The sequence below is a fragment of the Massilia putida genome (genome assembly GCF_001941825.1).
In the GTDB taxonomy this organism is placed as follows: domain Bacteria; phylum Pseudomonadota; class Gammaproteobacteria; order Burkholderiales; family Burkholderiaceae_D; genus Telluria; species Telluria putida.
This window is the reverse complement of record NZ_CP019038.1, coordinates 832,548-848,690: the sequence shown is the minus strand read 5'-3', so window position 1 is coordinate 848,690 and position 16,143 is coordinate 832,548. Positions and strand designations below refer to the sequence as shown.

At 68.3% G+C, this 16,143-nt stretch carries 14 protein-coding genes; 8 read left to right on the top strand and 6 right to left on the bottom strand.

Annotated elements, in window-relative coordinates; all coding sequences use genetic code 11:
- Positions 1-14 precede the first annotated feature (14 nt).
- Positions 15-1,214, top strand: coding sequence for a glycoside hydrolase family 88/105 protein (locus BVG12_RS06150; RefSeq protein ID WP_075796226.1), 1,200 nt, complete (start codon positions 15-17; stop codon positions 1,212-1,214).
- Positions 1,211-1,534 carry an L-rhamnose mutarotase gene (gene rhaM, locus BVG12_RS06145; RefSeq protein WP_075791652.1) on the top strand — a complete coding sequence of 108 codons (324 nt, stop codon included), beginning with the start codon at positions 1,211-1,213 and terminating at the stop codon, positions 1,532-1,534. Before BVG12_RS06150 ends, rhaM begins: the two co-directional genes overlap by 4 nt.
- 115 nt (positions 1,535-1,649) lie before the next feature.
- On the opposite strand, the gene BVG12_RS06140 is transcribed toward rhaM, so the two are convergent.
- Complete coding sequence (locus BVG12_RS06140) at positions 1,650-2,570, bottom strand: alpha/beta hydrolase (RefSeq protein ID WP_075791651.1); 921 nt, start codon at positions 2,568-2,570, stop codon at positions 1,650-1,652.
- Between the two features lie 47 nt (positions 2,571-2,617).
- On the opposite strand from BVG12_RS06140, the gene BVG12_RS06135 reads away from it, so the two are divergent.
- The 4 genes from BVG12_RS06135 (at position 2,618) to BVG12_RS06120 (ending at position 7,256) form a co-directional block, all read left to right on the top strand.
- A complete protein-coding gene (locus tag BVG12_RS06135) occupies positions 2,618-3,253 on the top strand; it encodes a 3-keto-disaccharide hydrolase (RefSeq protein WP_083684662.1) in 636 nt (211 codons plus the stop codon).
- 186 nt (positions 3,254-3,439) lie between these two features.
- Complete coding sequence (locus BVG12_RS06130; protein ID WP_075791649.1) at positions 3,440-5,125, top strand: rhamnogalacturonan acetylesterase; 1,686 nt, start codon at positions 3,440-3,442, stop codon at positions 5,123-5,125.
- The gene (locus BVG12_RS06125; protein WP_075791648.1) at positions 5,122-5,832 is read left to right on the top strand and encodes a DUF6250 domain-containing protein; all 711 of its coding nucleotides are present in this window, start codon (positions 5,122-5,124) and stop codon (positions 5,830-5,832) included. Before BVG12_RS06130 ends, BVG12_RS06125 begins: the two co-directional genes overlap by 4 nt.
- Before the next feature lie 14 nt (positions 5,833-5,846).
- The gene (locus tag BVG12_RS06120; RefSeq protein WP_075791647.1) at positions 5,847-7,256 is read left to right on the top strand and encodes a glycoside hydrolase family 88/105 protein; all 1,410 of its coding nucleotides are present in this window, start codon (positions 5,847-5,849) and stop codon (positions 7,254-7,256) included.
- Positions 7,257-7,318: 62 nt separating this feature from the next.
- On the opposite strand, the gene BVG12_RS06115 is transcribed toward BVG12_RS06120, so the two are convergent.
- Complete coding sequence (locus BVG12_RS06115; RefSeq protein ID WP_075791646.1) at positions 7,319-8,137, bottom strand: metallophosphoesterase; 819 nt, start codon at positions 8,135-8,137, stop codon at positions 7,319-7,321.
- A gap of 55 nt (positions 8,138-8,192) precedes the next feature.
- Positions 8,193-8,603 (bottom strand): hypothetical protein, encoded by a 411-nt coding sequence (locus BVG12_RS06110; RefSeq protein WP_229503821.1) that lies wholly within the window; start codon positions 8,601-8,603, stop codon positions 8,193-8,195.
- A gap of 111 nt (positions 8,604-8,714) precedes the next feature.
- Here BVG12_RS06110 and BVG12_RS06105 point away from each other — a divergent pair, with 111 nt between their 5' ends.
- The gene (locus BVG12_RS06105) at positions 8,715-9,095 is read left to right on the top strand and encodes a nuclear transport factor 2 family protein (RefSeq protein ID WP_075791645.1); all 381 of its coding nucleotides are present in this window, start codon (positions 8,715-8,717) and stop codon (positions 9,093-9,095) included.
- A 6-nt stretch (positions 9,096-9,101) separates the two neighbouring features.
- On the opposite strand, the gene BVG12_RS06100 is transcribed toward BVG12_RS06105, so the two are convergent.
- Entirely contained in the window at positions 9,102-10,490 is a 1,389-nt protein-coding gene (locus BVG12_RS06100; RefSeq protein ID WP_083684656.1) for an NCS2 family permease, read from the bottom strand.
- 316 nt (positions 10,491-10,806) lie between these two features.
- A complete protein-coding gene (locus tag BVG12_RS06095) occupies positions 10,807-12,282 on the bottom strand; it encodes a tryptophan halogenase family protein (protein WP_075791644.1) in 1,476 nt (491 codons plus the stop codon).
- A 168-nt stretch (positions 12,283-12,450) separates the two neighbouring features.
- Here BVG12_RS06095 and BVG12_RS06090 point away from each other — a divergent pair, with 168 nt between their 5' ends.
- Positions 12,451-14,634, top strand: coding sequence for a glycoside hydrolase family 3 C-terminal domain-containing protein (locus BVG12_RS06090; RefSeq protein ID WP_075791643.1), 2,184 nt, complete (start codon positions 12,451-12,453; stop codon positions 14,632-14,634).
- A 124-nt stretch (positions 14,635-14,758) separates the two neighbouring features.
- On the opposite strand, the gene BVG12_RS06085 is transcribed toward BVG12_RS06090, so the two are convergent.
- A complete protein-coding gene (locus BVG12_RS06085; RefSeq protein WP_075791642.1) occupies positions 14,759-16,114 on the bottom strand; it encodes a GMC family oxidoreductase N-terminal domain-containing protein in 1,356 nt (451 codons plus the stop codon).
- Positions 16,115-16,143 lie beyond the last annotated feature (29 nt).

Here is a 16,143-nt window from a genome sequence, read left to right as displayed (position 1 = left end):
AGGACAAGAACGATATGAACCGACGACTTTCCCTGCTGGCCGCGGCCATCGCGCTGGCGCTGCCCGCCTTCGCGCAGACCGCGTCCAACCATCCGCAACCGACGCCGGCGATGCAAGCCGTCATCGACAAGGACATCGCCCGCCATTTCGGCGACGCGCCCATCGATGCGGGCCCCCTCGCGACGGACCTGTCGCCCGAGCTGACGCCGGCCGCCATCGACAAGGCGTTGCGCAAGGTGGCCGACTGGCAGCTGGCACGCTCGCAACCGTATTTCTCGCGCATCTGGACGGAGAGCGTGATGTACACGGGATTCATGGCCGCCTCCGAGGCGACCGGCGATGCGAGATATCGCGACGCGATGCTCGCGATGGCGCGCCACTTCGATTTCCAGGAACGCGACCGCCTGCCGAACGCGGACGACCTCTCCATCGCCCAGACCTATCTCGACCTGTACTTCCAGGAGAAGAACCCCGGCATGCTGCGCCTGACGAAGGCGGAAATGGAAGACCTGCTGCCGCTGGCGACGCTGAAACCGGGCGATCCGCGCATCCCGTGGTGGTGGTGCGACGCCCTGTTCATGGCGCCGCCCGTGTGGGCGAAGATGTTCAAGGCGACGGGCGAGCGTAAATACCTCGACTACATGCACCTGAACTGGAAGCGCACGACCGACCTCCTGTACGACAAGGACGAGCACCTGTACGCGCGCGACGCGAGCTACAAGGACAAGCGCGAGGCGAACGGCAAGAAGATCTTCTGGTCGCGCGGCGAAGGCTGGGTGATGGGGGGTCTTGCGCGCGTGCTGGACTATGTGCCGGCGGACGATCCGCAGCGCGGCTTCTACGTGCAGCAGCTGCGCGAGATGTCGGAGAGAATCGCGTCGCTGCAGGGGGCGGACGGCCTGTGGCACGCAGGCCTGCTCGACCCGAAGGCGTACCCGCTGCCGGAGATCTCGGGCTCCGCGCTGTTCGTGTACGGCATGGCCTACGGCGTGAACCACGGCCTGCTCGACGGCGCGACATACCGGCCCGTGATCGCGAAGGCGTGGGCCGGGATCCTGAAGAACGTGTATGCGGACGGCCGCGTCGGCAACATCCAGCAGACGGGCGCCGAGCCGGCGTTCTACCGGCCCACATCCAGCTACGACTACGGCGTCGGCGGGTTCATGCTGGCCGCGGCGGAACTCAAGCGCATGGCGCAGGGCGGCGTGCGATGAGCGCAGCGACCACGCGTGCGTTCATCATGCAGCTCAAGGCGGGCCATGTCGACGAATACAAGCGCCGCCATGACGCCATCTGGCCGGAGCTGGCCGACCTGCTGCGTGACTCCGGCATCCACGATTATTCGATTTTCCTTGACGAGGATACGCTGCAGTTGTTCGCGGTGCTGAAGCTGCGGCCCGGCCACACGGTCGCCGCGCTGCCGGACCATCCGGTCATGCGGCGCTGGTGGGATCACATGGCGCCGCTGATGGAGGTGGAGCCGGGGAACCGGCCGAGGGAGAGGGCGTTGAAGCGGGTGTTTTATCTCGAGTGAACCTTAGAGCCGTCATTTGCGGCACTGCCGGACATGACTTCCCGCGAGGGCGGGAATCCATACTGAAGCGATGAGCACGCGACGCATGGATTCCCGCTTCCTCGGGAATGGTGTTCTATGTTGCAGGGTCGAGCAACCCCCGCGCCTTCAACCATTCCTCCGCCCGTTTCGGCCAATCGGATGCCGTCCCGAGGCCGGCCCGCATCCCCATGCCGTGCGACCCGTGCTCGAACAAATACATCTCGGCCGGCACCTTCGCCCGCGTGAGCGCCTGGTAGAACAGGATGCTGTTCTCGACGGGCACCGTCTGGTCTTCCTGCGTGTGGATCAGCAGCGTGGGCGGCGTGGCGGACGTCGCCTGCTTCTCGAGCGACATCAGCTGGACGTCCGCCGCCGCCGGGTTCGCACCCAGCAGCGCCTTGCGCGAGCCCGCGTGCGCGGCCGGGGCCTCCATCGTGATGACGGGGTACATCAGCATGAGGAAGTCGGGACGGGCGCTCACCTTGTCGAGCTCCGCGCCGGTGCGGCCCAGCGGATGGTCGAACAGGGTGCCGGCGCTCGCTGCCACGTGGCCGCCGGCCGAGCTGCCCATCACGCCGATGCGGTCCGGGCGGATGTGGTACCGTGCCGCTTGCGAACGGACGATGCGCACGGCGCGCAGCACGTCGCGCAGCGGGGCCGGGTGGCCGAATTCCTGCATGCGGTATTTGAGGACGAAGCTCGTGATGCCGAGCGTGCCGAGCCACGCCGCGTACTGTTCGCCCTCGCGCTGCGTGGACAGCCGCACGTAGCCGCCGCCCGGGCAGACGATGACGGCCGTGCCGTTCGGGCGGTCGACGGCGGGGCCGTACACGGTCAATGTCGGTTCGCTGACGTTGGACGTGCGGCCGTCGTCGACGTGCTCGGGGCCGAGTCCCGGTTTCGCATCGGGCACGCCCTCGGGCCACAGCGGGATCACGGCGGCGGCGGGGAGCTGAGGCGCGGCGGATATCGAACCGGCGGAACCGGCGAGCAGGGCGCCGGCGACGAGTTTCATGCAAAGTCTCCTGTTTTCATTCGAACGATTCATCATGAGGTCCTGACATGGTAAAGCTTGGGTGGTTGGGCGGCGCGCTGTTGTGCGCGAGCCTGGGGGGATGCGCGTCGGCGCCGCAGGCGCCGGCCGGTTCGGCGCTGGGCGCGCTGGATATCGTGACGACGCCGTACGCCGAGCTGGACGGCGTCTGGCAGGCGCGTCCCGACGGCGTCATCGCGGTGGCGGGCAAGCCGTCCGGGTTCATCGCGACGCGCGACACGTACACGGATTATCGTCTGCATGTGGAATGGCGCTGGCCCGGCAAGCCGGGCAACGGCGGCGTGCTGCTGCACGTGGCGTCCGGTCCCAAGGACGGCGTGTGGCCGCTCAGCATCCAGGTGCAGACGAAGCACGGCTCGGCCGGCGACCTGCTGCCGATGGCGGGCGCCACGTTCAACGAGCCGCTGACGACCGCCCCCGGCGCCTATCCGCCGATCAAGGCGCGCACGGCGGCCGACAGCGAGCGCGCGCCGGGCGAGTGGAACAGCATGGACGTGCTGGTGCGCGGCGGCTGCATCGACGTGACGATCAACGGCGTCAAACAGAACGGCGTCACGATCGCGCAGCCGGCCACGGGCCGCATCGGCTTCCAGCTCGAGGGCACGCCGTACGAGTTGCGCAACCTGCGCGTCGAGCGTTTGTAACGGCGTCGAAGCTGCGGCGGGTGGACGCATCGGGTGCTCTCCTTGTCGTGCGAATCCAGCCATTGTTGCAGCGGCGGCGGTCGTCAACCGATCATTTTCCTGATTCTTTAACAGGATGGGTCTCGAGGGGCGACGCGGCTCGCATAGAATCGACGCGGAACAGAACAACGAGACCGGAACACCGCCATGCCGCCGCTTTCCCGCCTGATGCGCGCCGCCGTCGCGCTTATCCTCCTGGCCGTCGCCCATGCCCACGCCCAGACACTGCCGTCCGCCGTCAATACCGACCCGGCGCGTGCGCAGGTCACGCTGCCGGAACCCGCGAATCCGCAGCTGCCTTCCTTGATCCTGATCGGCGATTCGACGGTCCGCAACGGCCGCGACGACGGCCAGGGGAAGGGCGCGGCGGGCCAGTGGGGATGGGGGAATCCGCTCACCGCGTGGTTCGATCCGGCGCGGGTGAACGTCGTGAACCGCGCCGTCGGCGGGCTGTCCAGCCGCACCTACATCACGAGCGGACACTGGGAACGGACGCTCGCCTTCGTCAAGCGGGGCGATATCGTCGTCATGCAGTTCGGCCATAACGACGCGGGCGCCTTCAACGACACGAGCCGGGCGCGCGGGACGATCCGCGGCGTGGGGGACGAGACGGAGGAGATCAACAACCTCCTCACGCACAAGCACGAGGTGGTGCACAGCTACGGCTGGTATCTGCGCAACTACGTGGCCGACATCCGCGCAAAGGGCGCCACCCCCGTCATCTGCTCACCGATCCCGCACAAGCAGTGGGACGCGCAAGGCCACGCGAAGCGCGACCGCGACACGTATGGCGGCTGGGCCGCGGCGGTCGCGCGAGCGGAAGGCGTCGGCTTCATCGACCTGAACGAGGGCGTCGCGCGCCGCTACGACGCGCTGGGCATGGCGGCGGTCGTGCAGCTGTTCCCGCACACGACGCCGGACGAGCACACGCACACCAACTGGGCCGGCGCCGTACTGAACGCGCAGGTCGTCGTCGACGGGCTCAAGGCGCTGGGCGATCCGCGCATCGCCGCGTGGCTGAAACCGCAGGCGCCGGAGAACCCGCAGCCGCCTGCGCGTGACGATGCGCGTCCCGTCGTCGACGCCGCTACGCTCCGCGACGAGACGCCGCGCAATGCGGGCCTGCCGACCCTGTACCTCGTCGGCGATTCGACGGTGAACAGCGGCGGCGTGAACGGCGCCATCGGCTGGGGCGAGCGCATCGCGCCCTACTTCGACGCCCGCAAGATCAATGTGGTGAACGCCGCCATCGGCGGCCGCAGCAGCCGCACGTACTTCACGGAAGGCCGCTGGGACAAGGTGCGCGACCAGTTGAAGCGCGGCGACGTCGTGCTGATCCAGTTCGGCCACAACGACGGCGGCCGCATCGGCGACCCGGCGATGAAGAACCGCGCATCAAGGCCGGGCATCGGGCCGGAGACGGTCGACGACACGCGTCCCGACGGCACGAAGGAGCAGGTGCACAGCTTCGGCTGGTATATGGCGCGCTACGTCGTGGATGCGAAGGCGAAGGGCGCGACCGTCGTCCTCGTGGCGCCGGTGCCGCACCGCGACCGCTGGCAGGAAGGCCGCGATTTCGCGACGTTCGCCGACTGGGACCGCCAGGTCGCCGACGCGAACGGCGCGCTGTTCATGGACTTGACGGTGCTCGTGGCCGACGGCTACAAGCGGATCGGCGCGGAGCGGGTCGACACCATGTTCGCGGATGCGCGCACGCACACGAATGCGCTCGGGGCCGAGTTCAACGCGGAGCGCGTCGTGGCGGGGTTGAAAGCGCTGCCGGGCAATCCGCTCGGCGCCTACTTTGCCGACAGGACGGTGGCGGCGCAATGAGGCTCGCGTTTGCCGTGCTGGCGGCGCTGGCCGCACAGTCCGCCGCCGCCGCGCCGGCCGGGGCAGCCGAACCCGCGGCGTGCACGGAGTGGGGCAGGCCGGGCGCGGTGCTGGTCCGGGACGATTTCAGCGGACCGCTCACCGGCTGGGTCGCCGGGTATGCGCGCAAGCCCGGCAACGTGGTGGGAAACCGCGGCGGCCGGCTGCTGATGGACGTCGCCGGCGGCGCCACCATGTGGCTGGACAAGCCGCTGTCCGGGAACATCCTGATCAGCTTCACGCGCCGCGTCGTCGTCGCCGGCTCCCAGCACGACCGGCTGTCCGACCTGAACGTGTTCTGGATGGCGCACGATCCCGAACGCGAGAACCTGTTCACGCGCAGCGGCAAGTTCGGGGACTACGACGATCTGTCGATGTACTACGTGGGCATCGGCGGCAACCGCAACACGACGACGCGCCTGCGCCGCTATGGCGACGGCCGGCGGGCGCTCGTCGGCGAATACACCGACGCCGCGCACCTGCTGGCGCCGAACCGCGATTACCGGATCGAGATCGCGGTCTACGACGGCTGCACGCGCGTGCGCGTGGACGGCGACACATGGTTCACCTACCGCGATCCGCATCCGCTCACGCGCGGCCACCTGGGGTTGCGCACGACCTGGTCGCGCCAGACGGTGGACGATCTCACGATACGAAGACTCGAATGACAAGAGACAGGTTGATGAAACGATCGATGTCGCGGTGCGCGCTGGCCCTGGCCGCAGCCTTCGCGCTGGACGCGCACGCGCAGCAGGCGCCGGCCCCGCAGGGAAAGGGAACGGTCGCGGCCGATGCGATGCTGCACGCGCTGGAAGTCCACTACCCGACGCCTTATTACGCGATGGACGCGGCCGAGGTCAAGGCCGTGCTGGACCGCGTGTTCGATTACCTGGACAAGGCCACGCCCGCGGAGGTGATCGACCAGCGGACGGGCGCGCCCATCACGGACTTGTCGACACCGGATCCGAATGCGGTCCTGAAGCCGGGCGACTTCCGCCTGACGAGTTATGAATGGGGCGTGACGTACACCGGGATGCTGGCCGCGGGCGCCGCCACGGGCGACCGGCGCTTCACGGATTACACGATCCGGCGGCACCGGTTGCTTGCCGGGCTGACGAAGACGTATCTGCCGCTGGTGCAGGCCGACCGCGAACACGCGGCGGCCCCGATCAAGAGTTTCCTGAACCCGCACGCGCTGGACGACGCCGGTGCGTTGTGCCAGAGCTTCATCGAGGCGAAGCTGGCCGGCTCGCCGGTGGACTACACGCAGATGATCGACATCTGCGGCGACTTCGTCACGAACAAGGAATACCGGCTGAAGGACGGCACGCTCGCGCGGGGCGGCCCGGACGGTCAAGGCGGCGTGAAGATGCGTCCGTTGCCGGATACGCTGTGGCTGGACGATATGTTCATGGGCGTGCCGACCATCGCCTGGCTGGGCAAGGCGACGGGCGACCGCAAGCACTACGACGACGCGGCGCGCCAGGTGCTGCAGTTCTCGAAGCGCATGTTCAATCCGCGCCTGGGCATCTATATGCACGGCTATGTGGAAGGCTTGCGCGATCATCCCGAGATGCACTGGGCGCGTGCCAACGGCTGGGCCGTGATGTCCATGGTCGAGGTGCTGGAAGTGCTGCCGAAGGATCACAAGGATTACAAGGCCGTGCTGCAACAGCTGCGTGCCCATATCAAGGGGCTTGCCAGCTACCAGACGAACGATGGCTTCTGGCACCAGCTCATCGACCGCGACGACACGTACCAGGAAACGTCGGCGACGGCGATCTACGCCTACGCCATCGCGCGCGCCGTCAACCGGGGCTATGTCGATGCGCAGGCCTACGGGCCGATGGCGAACCTGGCGTGGAATGCGGTCGCGAGCAAGGTGCTGCCGAACGGGCAGATCGAAGGCATCTGCGTGGGCACGGGCATGGCCTTCGATCCCGCGTTCTACGCCTATCGTCCGACGAGCGTGAAGGCGGCGCACGGCTACGGGCCCACGCTGCTGGCGGGCGCCGAGATCATCGCGATGAACCGCAGATTCAAGTTCGGGATGAACGACAGTGCCTTGATGTACCAGGGTGTGCGGGAATAGGGGTAGCCGCCGTGCCGACATGACGGCGCACGAAAGCCAGCGTCATTCCCGCGGTCGTGGCCTCAGACCTCGATCACGAGATCTTCCCGGAACGCCGCCTGCTCCCCCTTGCTCGCATATCCGAGCGGATTCGCCACGACGCGGCAGCGCCAGCCCGCGCCTTCGACCACGTAGTCGTTGGCGCAATGCAGGTGCCCGTGCATCCAGATGTCGGCGAACGGCAGCAGGTCGTCCATGGCGTTGCAGAAGCCCGCCGTGCCGGGCGTGATGCCGTAGCGCGGGTCGGCGCTGCGCAGGCTCGGGGCGTAGTGGGTGACGGCGATGGTGGTGCCTTCGAACGGCGTGGCCAGCGCGTCCCGCAGCCACGCCTGGCATGCGAACGACAGCTCGCGCTGGCCCTCGGCCAGCAGCGGCACCCCGTCCACGAGCGTCGTGTTGCCGCTCAGGTAGTAGTTCGCGGCGCGGAAGGCTTTTTCGCGCTGCTTGAGCTGGCGCGCGATGTCGGTTTCGCTGGACGCGAGCGCATCGAAATCGGCCCATAACGTGGTGCCGATGAAGCGCACGTCGCCGATGGTGACGGTTGCGCGGTCGAGCCACGTGATGTCCAGCGCGGCGCACGTCGCGCGCAGGCGCGCCTGCGTCTCGGCGAAGTCGAGGCCATCGAATTCATGGTTGCCGGGCACGTACAGCACGCGCGCGGCGGCGCCCGTGTGGCCCGGTGCGAAACGGGCGAGCCCGAAGTCGTCCGTGGCCAGGCGCGAACGGGCCTGGTATGAGCCGATGTCGCCGGCAAGGACGACGACGTCCGTGTCGGCGAAGATCGTCGGCTGGAACCCGGGGTCGCGTTCGAGGTGAAGGTCGGAAAAGAGCTGGATGCGCATCGCCGGAGTATACCGTCTCCGGTGTCACTCCGCCGCGCGCATCCGGTGATGTGCCTTACTTGCCGGCCGCGTTCTGCATTTTCTCGCCGGCACGTTCCAGGCCGCGGCCCGTGGCGGCCGTCGCATCCTTCGCGCCTTCCTTCACGTTCTGGGCGGCTTCGTGCGTGTCCTGGCGGACTTCGGCGCCGGCCTGGTGCATCTTGTCGTTGGCCTTGTCGACCGCGACCTTGGCGTTTTCGTTGGCCTCGTGGGCCGCTTCCTTCGCGTTCGCGCCGGCCTGCTGGGCGGCGGCATTGGCGTTGGCGGCGGCTTCCTTCGACTCGGCGGCGGCCTTGGCGCCGGCGTCGTCGATGGTCTTGCCGGCCGACTGGGCCGGACCCATGCCGTTCTTGTCCTGGGCCTTGTGGCAACCGGTGACGAGGACGGCGACGGCAAGCATGATGCTCGAAATGGTGGTGGCTTTCATGATGTTCTCCTGTAAGTAGTTGTCACTTAGATTACACAATTTCGTAAAGATGCGGCGTACGATACGGTTGGGCCGGCATCATGCCGGATCGATCACGACAAGGAGACCGGCATGAGCGACACGATCACACTGAAAGAAACGGCAACCGACTTCCTGCGGTTGACCGCGCGCGGACAAGTCGACGAGGCGTTCGCGCGCTACACGGCGCCGGGTTTCCGGCACCACAATCCGCATGTCGGTGCCGATGCGGACACGTTGCGGGCGGCGATGAAGGAGAATGCGGGACGCTTCCCGCACATGGTGTTCGAGGTGCAGCGCGCGATCGCCGAGGGCCCGCTGGTGGCCGTGCATTCGCGTGCCGTGATGGAAGAGGGAGGTATGGAGCTGGCGATCGTCCACATCCTGCGCTTCGAGGAGGGACGTATCGCCGAGATGTGGGACATCGCCCAGGCGGCGCCCGTCCCGATGGCGAACCGGGACGGGATGTTCTAGGCCGGGTCAGATTGCCCAGCCGCCGGCGTAGAACACGGCCAGCGCGACGGCGATGCTGACGGTGCCGAAGTTCAGCTTGCGCCATTCACCGGCCAGCAGGCGGCCGATCACAAGGGTGCAGAAGCCCAGCATGATGCCGGTGACGATATTGCAGCTCAGCAGGATGAACACGGCGCACACCAGGCCGGCCAGCGCATCCAGCTTGTCGTCCATCTTCATGTGCGCCACGCTGCTCAGCATCAGCAGGCCGACGTACATCAGCGCCGGTGCGGTGGCATACGACGGCACCAGGCCGGCCAGCGGCGAGAAGAAGATCAGGACGAGGAACAGCAGGCCGACGACGACCGCGGTCAGGCCGGTCCGGGCGCCGGCGGCGGTGCCGACGCCGGATTCGATGTAGGCCGCGGCAGGCGCGCCGCCCACGAGGCTGGAAAAGATGGAGCTCAGCGAGTCGGCCGTCAGGGCCTTGCCGCCGTTGTGGATGTAACCCTTCGCGTCGACCTGGCCCGCCTGGCCGGCGACGGCGCGGATGGTGCCGGTGGCGTCGAACACGGCGGTCATGACGAGGGCCAGGACGCTCGGCAGCACGGCCATGCTCAGCGCGCCCTTGATGTCCATCGCGCCGATCAGCGATGCGTGGCCCGGTGCGCTCAGCTGCGGCCACGAGAACACGCCGGTGAAGTGCACCTTGGGATCGAACGCCAGGCCGAGGATGGACACGGCGATCACGACCAGCAGGATACCGCCCGGCACCTTGCGCTGTTCCAGGCCGAAGATGGCGGCCAGGCCCAGGATGCTCATCACGACCGGGAACGAGGTGATCTGGCCCAGCGCCACCGGCAGGCCGGGCGACGCATTCTTGACGATCAAGCCCACTTCGCTGGACGCGATCATCAAGAGGAACAGACCGATGCCCACGCCGGTGCCGTGCGCGACGCCGGCGGGGAGGTTTTGCAGGATCCACGAGCGCAGGCCGGTGACGGAGATCGCCGTGAAGATCACGCCCATCAGGAACACGGCGCCCAGTGCGATGGCGGGCGAGAGACCTTTGCCCAGCACGAGGCCGAAGGCGGTGAAGGCGGTCAGCGAAATGGCGCAGCCGACCGCGATGGGGAGCCGTGCCCACAGGCCCATCGCCAGCGAACCGAAGGCCGCGGTGAGGCACACCGCGACGAACACGGCGCTGACGTCGAAGCCGGCCTGGCCCAGCATGCCCGGCACGACGAAGACGGAATACACCATCGCGAGGAAGGTCGTGATGCCGGCGATGACTTCGCGGCGCTGCGTGCTGCCGCGCGCCGTGATCTCGAAATACTGGTCGATTTTGCCGGTGGCGGGCTGTGAGGACGTGAAGGTATCCACGCGTTCTACGCGCTGGACTTGAGGCTGGGACATGGCGTCTGCTCCTGTGTTATGGCCCGTCTACTACGCCGTGCGGGCGCTTCGCCGGGTGTCTCGTCATTATGAGATAGGAAGCTTAGAGCCGAAGTCGACCGGCAGGTCATGCGACCTGTGAATAGGCACTATAACGAAAACTGTATTGCCTTTATTGACAATGGCTTTTTTCACAAGAGCGGACGCGCAACGCAGGCGCGATGCGAACGTCCGCGCGGGCACGTGATGGACGCCCGAGGCGTCAATGACCCCACCCTACGGTCTGGCACGCCGCCAGCGCCGGCCCCCGTGCCCGCGCGTGACGTCCGCGGTACGTTCAGCGCCCGAGGATGTGCGCGAGGTACTCTTCGTGCGTGGACACCGACGCGACCGCCCCGGCCAGCTGTTGCTGGCGCTCGCGCACCCATTCTAGCGACTTCTCGAGGGGAATCTGTGCGTGCGTCGGGTCGCTGCGTTCCGGCCAGTGGTGCATGCCCGCGTGGATCGCGAGCCAGCTGTGGCCGTCGAATCCTTCCTCGTCGTACTGGTGCAGTGCGCCGGTCTGGCGCCACGCGTGCAGCTTGTACGCCAGCGTCTCGGGCAGTTCGGTGGCCGCCATCGCGTTCCAGAACGGCGTGTCGCGGCGCGCGGTCAGGCAGTAGTGCAGCAGGATGAAGTCGCGGATGCGTTCGAACTGGCGCACGAGGCCCGTGTTATAGGCGTCGATGAGCGCCTCGGGGACCGTGCCGCCCCGCTGCAGCAACGTCATGAGGCGGCCGACCCCGACCTGCACGAGGTAGATGCTGGTCGATTCCAGCGGTTCCAGGAAGCCCGTCGCGAGGCCAATGCCGACGACGTTGTGCGACCAGAAGCGCGCGCGGTGACCCGTCGTGAAGCGCAGCAGGCGCGGCTCCGCAAGGGGTTCGCCATCCAGCTGCCGCAGCAGCTCTTCGCGCGCCGCGTCCTCGTCGATGAAGCGGGTGGAGAACACGTGGCCGTTGCCCGTGCGGTCCTGCAGCGGGATGCGCCACGCCCAGCCGGCGCTGAGCGCCGTCGCGCGGGTGTAGGGCGTCAGGCCTTCGCCGACGCGCGCGGACGGCACCGCCCAGGCGCGGTCGACGGGCAGCCAGCGGCTGAAATCCACGAACGGTTCGCCCAGCGTGCGGCCCAGCAGCAGCGAGGCGAAGCCGGAGCAGTCGATGAACAGATCCCCCTTGATGACGCGGCCGTCGTGCAGCGTAAGGGATGCGACGCCGCCGTCGGGCCTGCGCGCCACGTCGACGACCTTGCCCTCGGTGCGGCGCACGCCGCGTGCCATCGCGTGGTCGCGCAGGAAGCGGGCGTACAGGCTGGCGTCGAAGTGGTAGGCGTAGTTGAAACCGGCGGCGTCCTTGCCGGGCGCGCAGAAGCGGTCGTGCATCGCCATCACGGTCGGCAGGCATTGCTCGCCGAACGTGGCCAGGCCCGCGTTCACGTGGCGGCGGTACTGGCCCCACAGCGCCTCGGCCCCGCTCAACTGGCCGAAATCGCCGAACGTGTGATAGTAGTCTTCGCCGCGCACGCGCCAGTCGCGGAACTTGATCCCCAGCTTGAACGTGCCGTTCGTGGCGCGCAGGAAGTCGGCCTCGGAGATGCCGAGGATCTGGTGGTAGGCGCGGATCGATGGGAACGTGGCTTCGCCGACACCGACCGTGCCGATGTCCTCCGACTCCACCAGTTCCACCGTCTTGCCCTTGAGGCCCGTGGCCAGGGCCGCTGCGGTCATCCAGCCGGCCGTGCCGCCGCCGAGGACCACGATGCGTTCGTAAGTCATGCTGTCTCCTCTTGTATGCATGCTGATTGTACCGATGTCTTTACGGCATGCAAGAAACTTTTAGCGTATGACATGGAGATTTGAACTGAGGTTGTGAAAACGGTTTCATTACTGGGTTATCATGCTGATGTTCGCGCTAACAACAAACGTTCACACATGGAGACAAGCATGCAGACGAACATCATCCGCGCCACGGCCCTGGCGGGCGCGCTGTGCGCCGCCGCGGCCATGCCGGCGCGGGCCGCCACGTACCCGTTCCAGGACCCGAACCTGCCCCTGCGGCAGCGCATCGCCAATATCCTGTCGTTGATGACGCCCGACGAGAAGATCGATGCGCTGTCGACGGATTCCGGCGTGGCGCGCCTCGGCGTTCCCAGCTTCGGCAGCACCGAGGGCATCCACGGGGTCGTCCAGCGGGGCGAATCGAAGCGCCAGCGCGAGCCCATCACGACGACGCAGTTCTCGCAGCCGCCCGGCATGGGCGCCAGCTGGGATCCGGACCTCGTGCGCGAGGCCGGCGCCGTGCAGTCGACGGAGGCCCGCTACATCACGCAAAGCGGCAGATACAAGCATCCGATGCTGATGCAATGGGGCCCGCAGTCCGACCTCGCGCGCGACCCGCGCTGGGGCCGCAGCGAAGAGGTGTATGGCGAAGACCCGTTCCTCGTCGGGACGATGGCGACGGCGTTCACGCGCGGCATCCAGGGCGACGATCCGAAGTATTGGCGCGGCGCCGCATTGCTGAAGCACTTCCTCGCCAACAGCAACGAGAACGGGCGCGGCAACTCGTCGTCCGACTTCGACGAGCGCCTGTTCCACGAATACTATGCGGCGCCGTTCCGCATGGCGTTCGAGGACGGCGGCGCGCGCGCCCTGATGGCATCGTACAACGCGTGGAACGGCACGCCGATGGGCGTACATCCCGTGCTGCGCAGCCTCGTCATCGACCGGTGGGGCGCGGACGTGATCTCGAGCGACGGCGGCGCCATCGGCAACCTGGTGAAACTGTATAAACGGTATCCGGACCAGAAGACGGCGGCCGTGGCGGCCCTGAAGGCCGGCATCAACCAGTACCTCGACAAATACCAGGACGAGCTGCGCGCCGCGCTGAAGGAGGGCACCATCACCGTGGCCGACCTCGACGAGGCGCTGGCCCGCAAATTCCGCACGACGGTCAAGCTCGGTCTCATCGACCCGCCGGCCGGCAACCCCTACGCCGCCATCAAGGACGGCCCGGCCCCGTGGGACGGGACGGCGCACAAGGCCGTGTCGCTGCGCATGGCGCTGGAATCCATCGTGCTGATGAAGAACGACGGCCATGCGCTGCCGCTCGCGAAGGACCGCGTCAAGCGCATCGCCGTGATCGGCCCCCATGCGGACAGCGTACACTGGGACTGGTATGGCGGCCTGCCGCCGTACAAGGTGACGGCGCTGGACGGCATCAAGGCCGCCGTCGGCCCGGGCGTGAAGGTGACTTTTGCCGCCGACAACGCCGGCGACGCGGCCGTGAAGGCGGCGCGCGACGCGGACGTGGCCATCGTCGTCGTCGGCAACGACCCGACCTGCGGCCCGAACATGGCGCACGACTGGACGGACGCCGGCACGAAACCCTGCGCCGATCCCGGCGACGGCCGCGAGGGCCGCGACCGCGAGACGCTGGCGCTCGCGCAGGAAGGTCTCGTGAAACAGGTGCTGGCGGCGAATCGGCGCACGGTGATGGTGCTGGTGTCGAGCTCCCCGTACACGATCAACTGGGCGAAAGAGCACGTGCCCGCGATCGTGCAGATGGCGCATTCCTCGCAGGACCAGGGCACGGCGCTGGCGCAGGTGCTGTTCGGCGACTACAACCCCGGCGGCAAGCTCGTGGCGACGTGGCCGGCGGCGGAATCGCAGCTACCCCCCATGATGGACTACGATATCCGCCACGGCCGCACCTACATGTACTTCAAGGGACAGCCGCTGTTCCCGTTCGGGCACGGGCTCTCGTATACGACGTTCAAGTACGCGAAGCTGCGCACGAGCGCCCCGGCGCTGGCCGCAAGCGGCAGCGTCACCGTCGACGTCGACGTGACGAACACCGGCAGGGTGGCGGGCGACAGCGTCGTCGAGCTGTACGCGGCTTGGCCCAAGTCGCAGGTGGAGCGGCCGCGCCAGGTCCTCGTCGGCTTTGCGCGCGTGAACCTGAAACCTGGCGAGACGCGTACCGCGCGCATCCCGCTCGCGGCGCGGCGCCTCGCTTACTGGAACACCCAGGCAGGACGATTCGACGTGGAGACGGTGCCCGTGAAGCTGATGGTCGGCGAGTCGTCGGCCGACATCAAGCTGACGACGACATTGCCGGTAGGGCGCTAGGGTCTGTCTGGCCGAAGCGAAAGGATGCGTGACCTGGTCTGGCACGTTGGTCCTGTCGCGTAAAAAACGTCGTTCCCGCGCAGGCGGGATAGCGCCACCGGCGCTATCCTCCCAAGCTCGGCATCTAGGTGCTCGCCTGCGCGGGGACGGCCGATGCATTCACGGTGCCGGCTGGATGTGTCGGACGGGCCGTCGCGCGCGCCAGATGGCGGCCGAGGCGCCAGCCCAGGCACAGCAGGGTCAGCGTCGGCGGCAGGCCCCACGGCGCGGGGATCACGGACGCGTCGCAGACGGACAGGCCGGGTGTGGACGTGCGCAGGTCGGCATCCAGCGCATCGCCGATACGCACCGTACCGCCCGGATGCGCGGCGAAGTGGTGGCTGGCGAAGATGTGGCGCGCGCCGGCCTGCTCCAGGACCCCGCGCGCGATGGCGATGCCGTCGTCGAGGCGGCGGCGGTCGTCGGCATGCAGCGTCTTGTCGACCCAGCGGGGCCCGACGTTGCCCCGGATCTCGTCGCGGATCTTGACCATGATCGTCAGCGTGCGGTCATGGGCAAACAGGCGATCGACGCGGCCCGCCTGCGCCGCGAACGCCTGGTACATGGGGCGGGGCAGCGTGAGGTCGGACAGCGTGATGCCGGCGGCAGGCATGCCGACGCCGGCCGCCATCGGCACCTCGGCGCCGCCCCCTGCGATGCCGTCGACCGTGCCCATCACGGCCACGACGGGATCGCTGAAGAACGGGACGCGACCGGTGAGCAGCCCGGACGCCCGCAGGATGCGCGGACTGCCGATGCCGCCGGCGGCGACCACGACATGGCCGGCGCGGAACGTCTTCGTCCGGCCTTTGATGACGGCTTCGACCCCGGTTGCGCGCCCGCCTTCCAGCACGACGCGCGTCACGCGCGCATCCGTCAGCAGCGTGGCGCCGTGCGCGCGGGCGTCGTCGACCAGCTCGCGCGCCGACCACTTGGCGCCGAACGGACAGCCGTAGACGCAGCGCCAGCATCCCGGGCGGCAGCCGGCCGGGCGGATCATCTTGTCCAGCTTGTGCCAGGCGAGGCCGCGCGCCTGCGCCGCCGCCATGATGCGCGCGGCCATCGGTCCGACGAGGTCGTCCGGCAGCGGCGCCATCGGCAGCTCCGCGCGCCAGGCGGCCAGCGCCGGCGCCAGGTCGATGCCGTGGGCGGCGAACATGGCGGCCGGCGGCGGCGCGGCGGTGGCGAAGTTGATCGTCGATGTGCCGCCCGTCGTCAGCGCGCACACGAGCAGCGACAGGTCGCGGTGCAGGAACGCGCCCTGGCCGGGCACGGCCGCCATGCCGGCCATCTGCGCGAGCGTGCCCGCGAGCGGCGCGGCGCCGCCCGCTTCCAGCATCAGCACGCGCGCGCCGGCCCGCGCGAGTTCGCGCGCGACGCTGGCGCCGCCGGGGCCGGTGCCGGCCACGGCGACGTCGAAGGAGGAGGGGGGAGCGGACATGGCGGCATTGTACCGCTCATGTCCGGCCG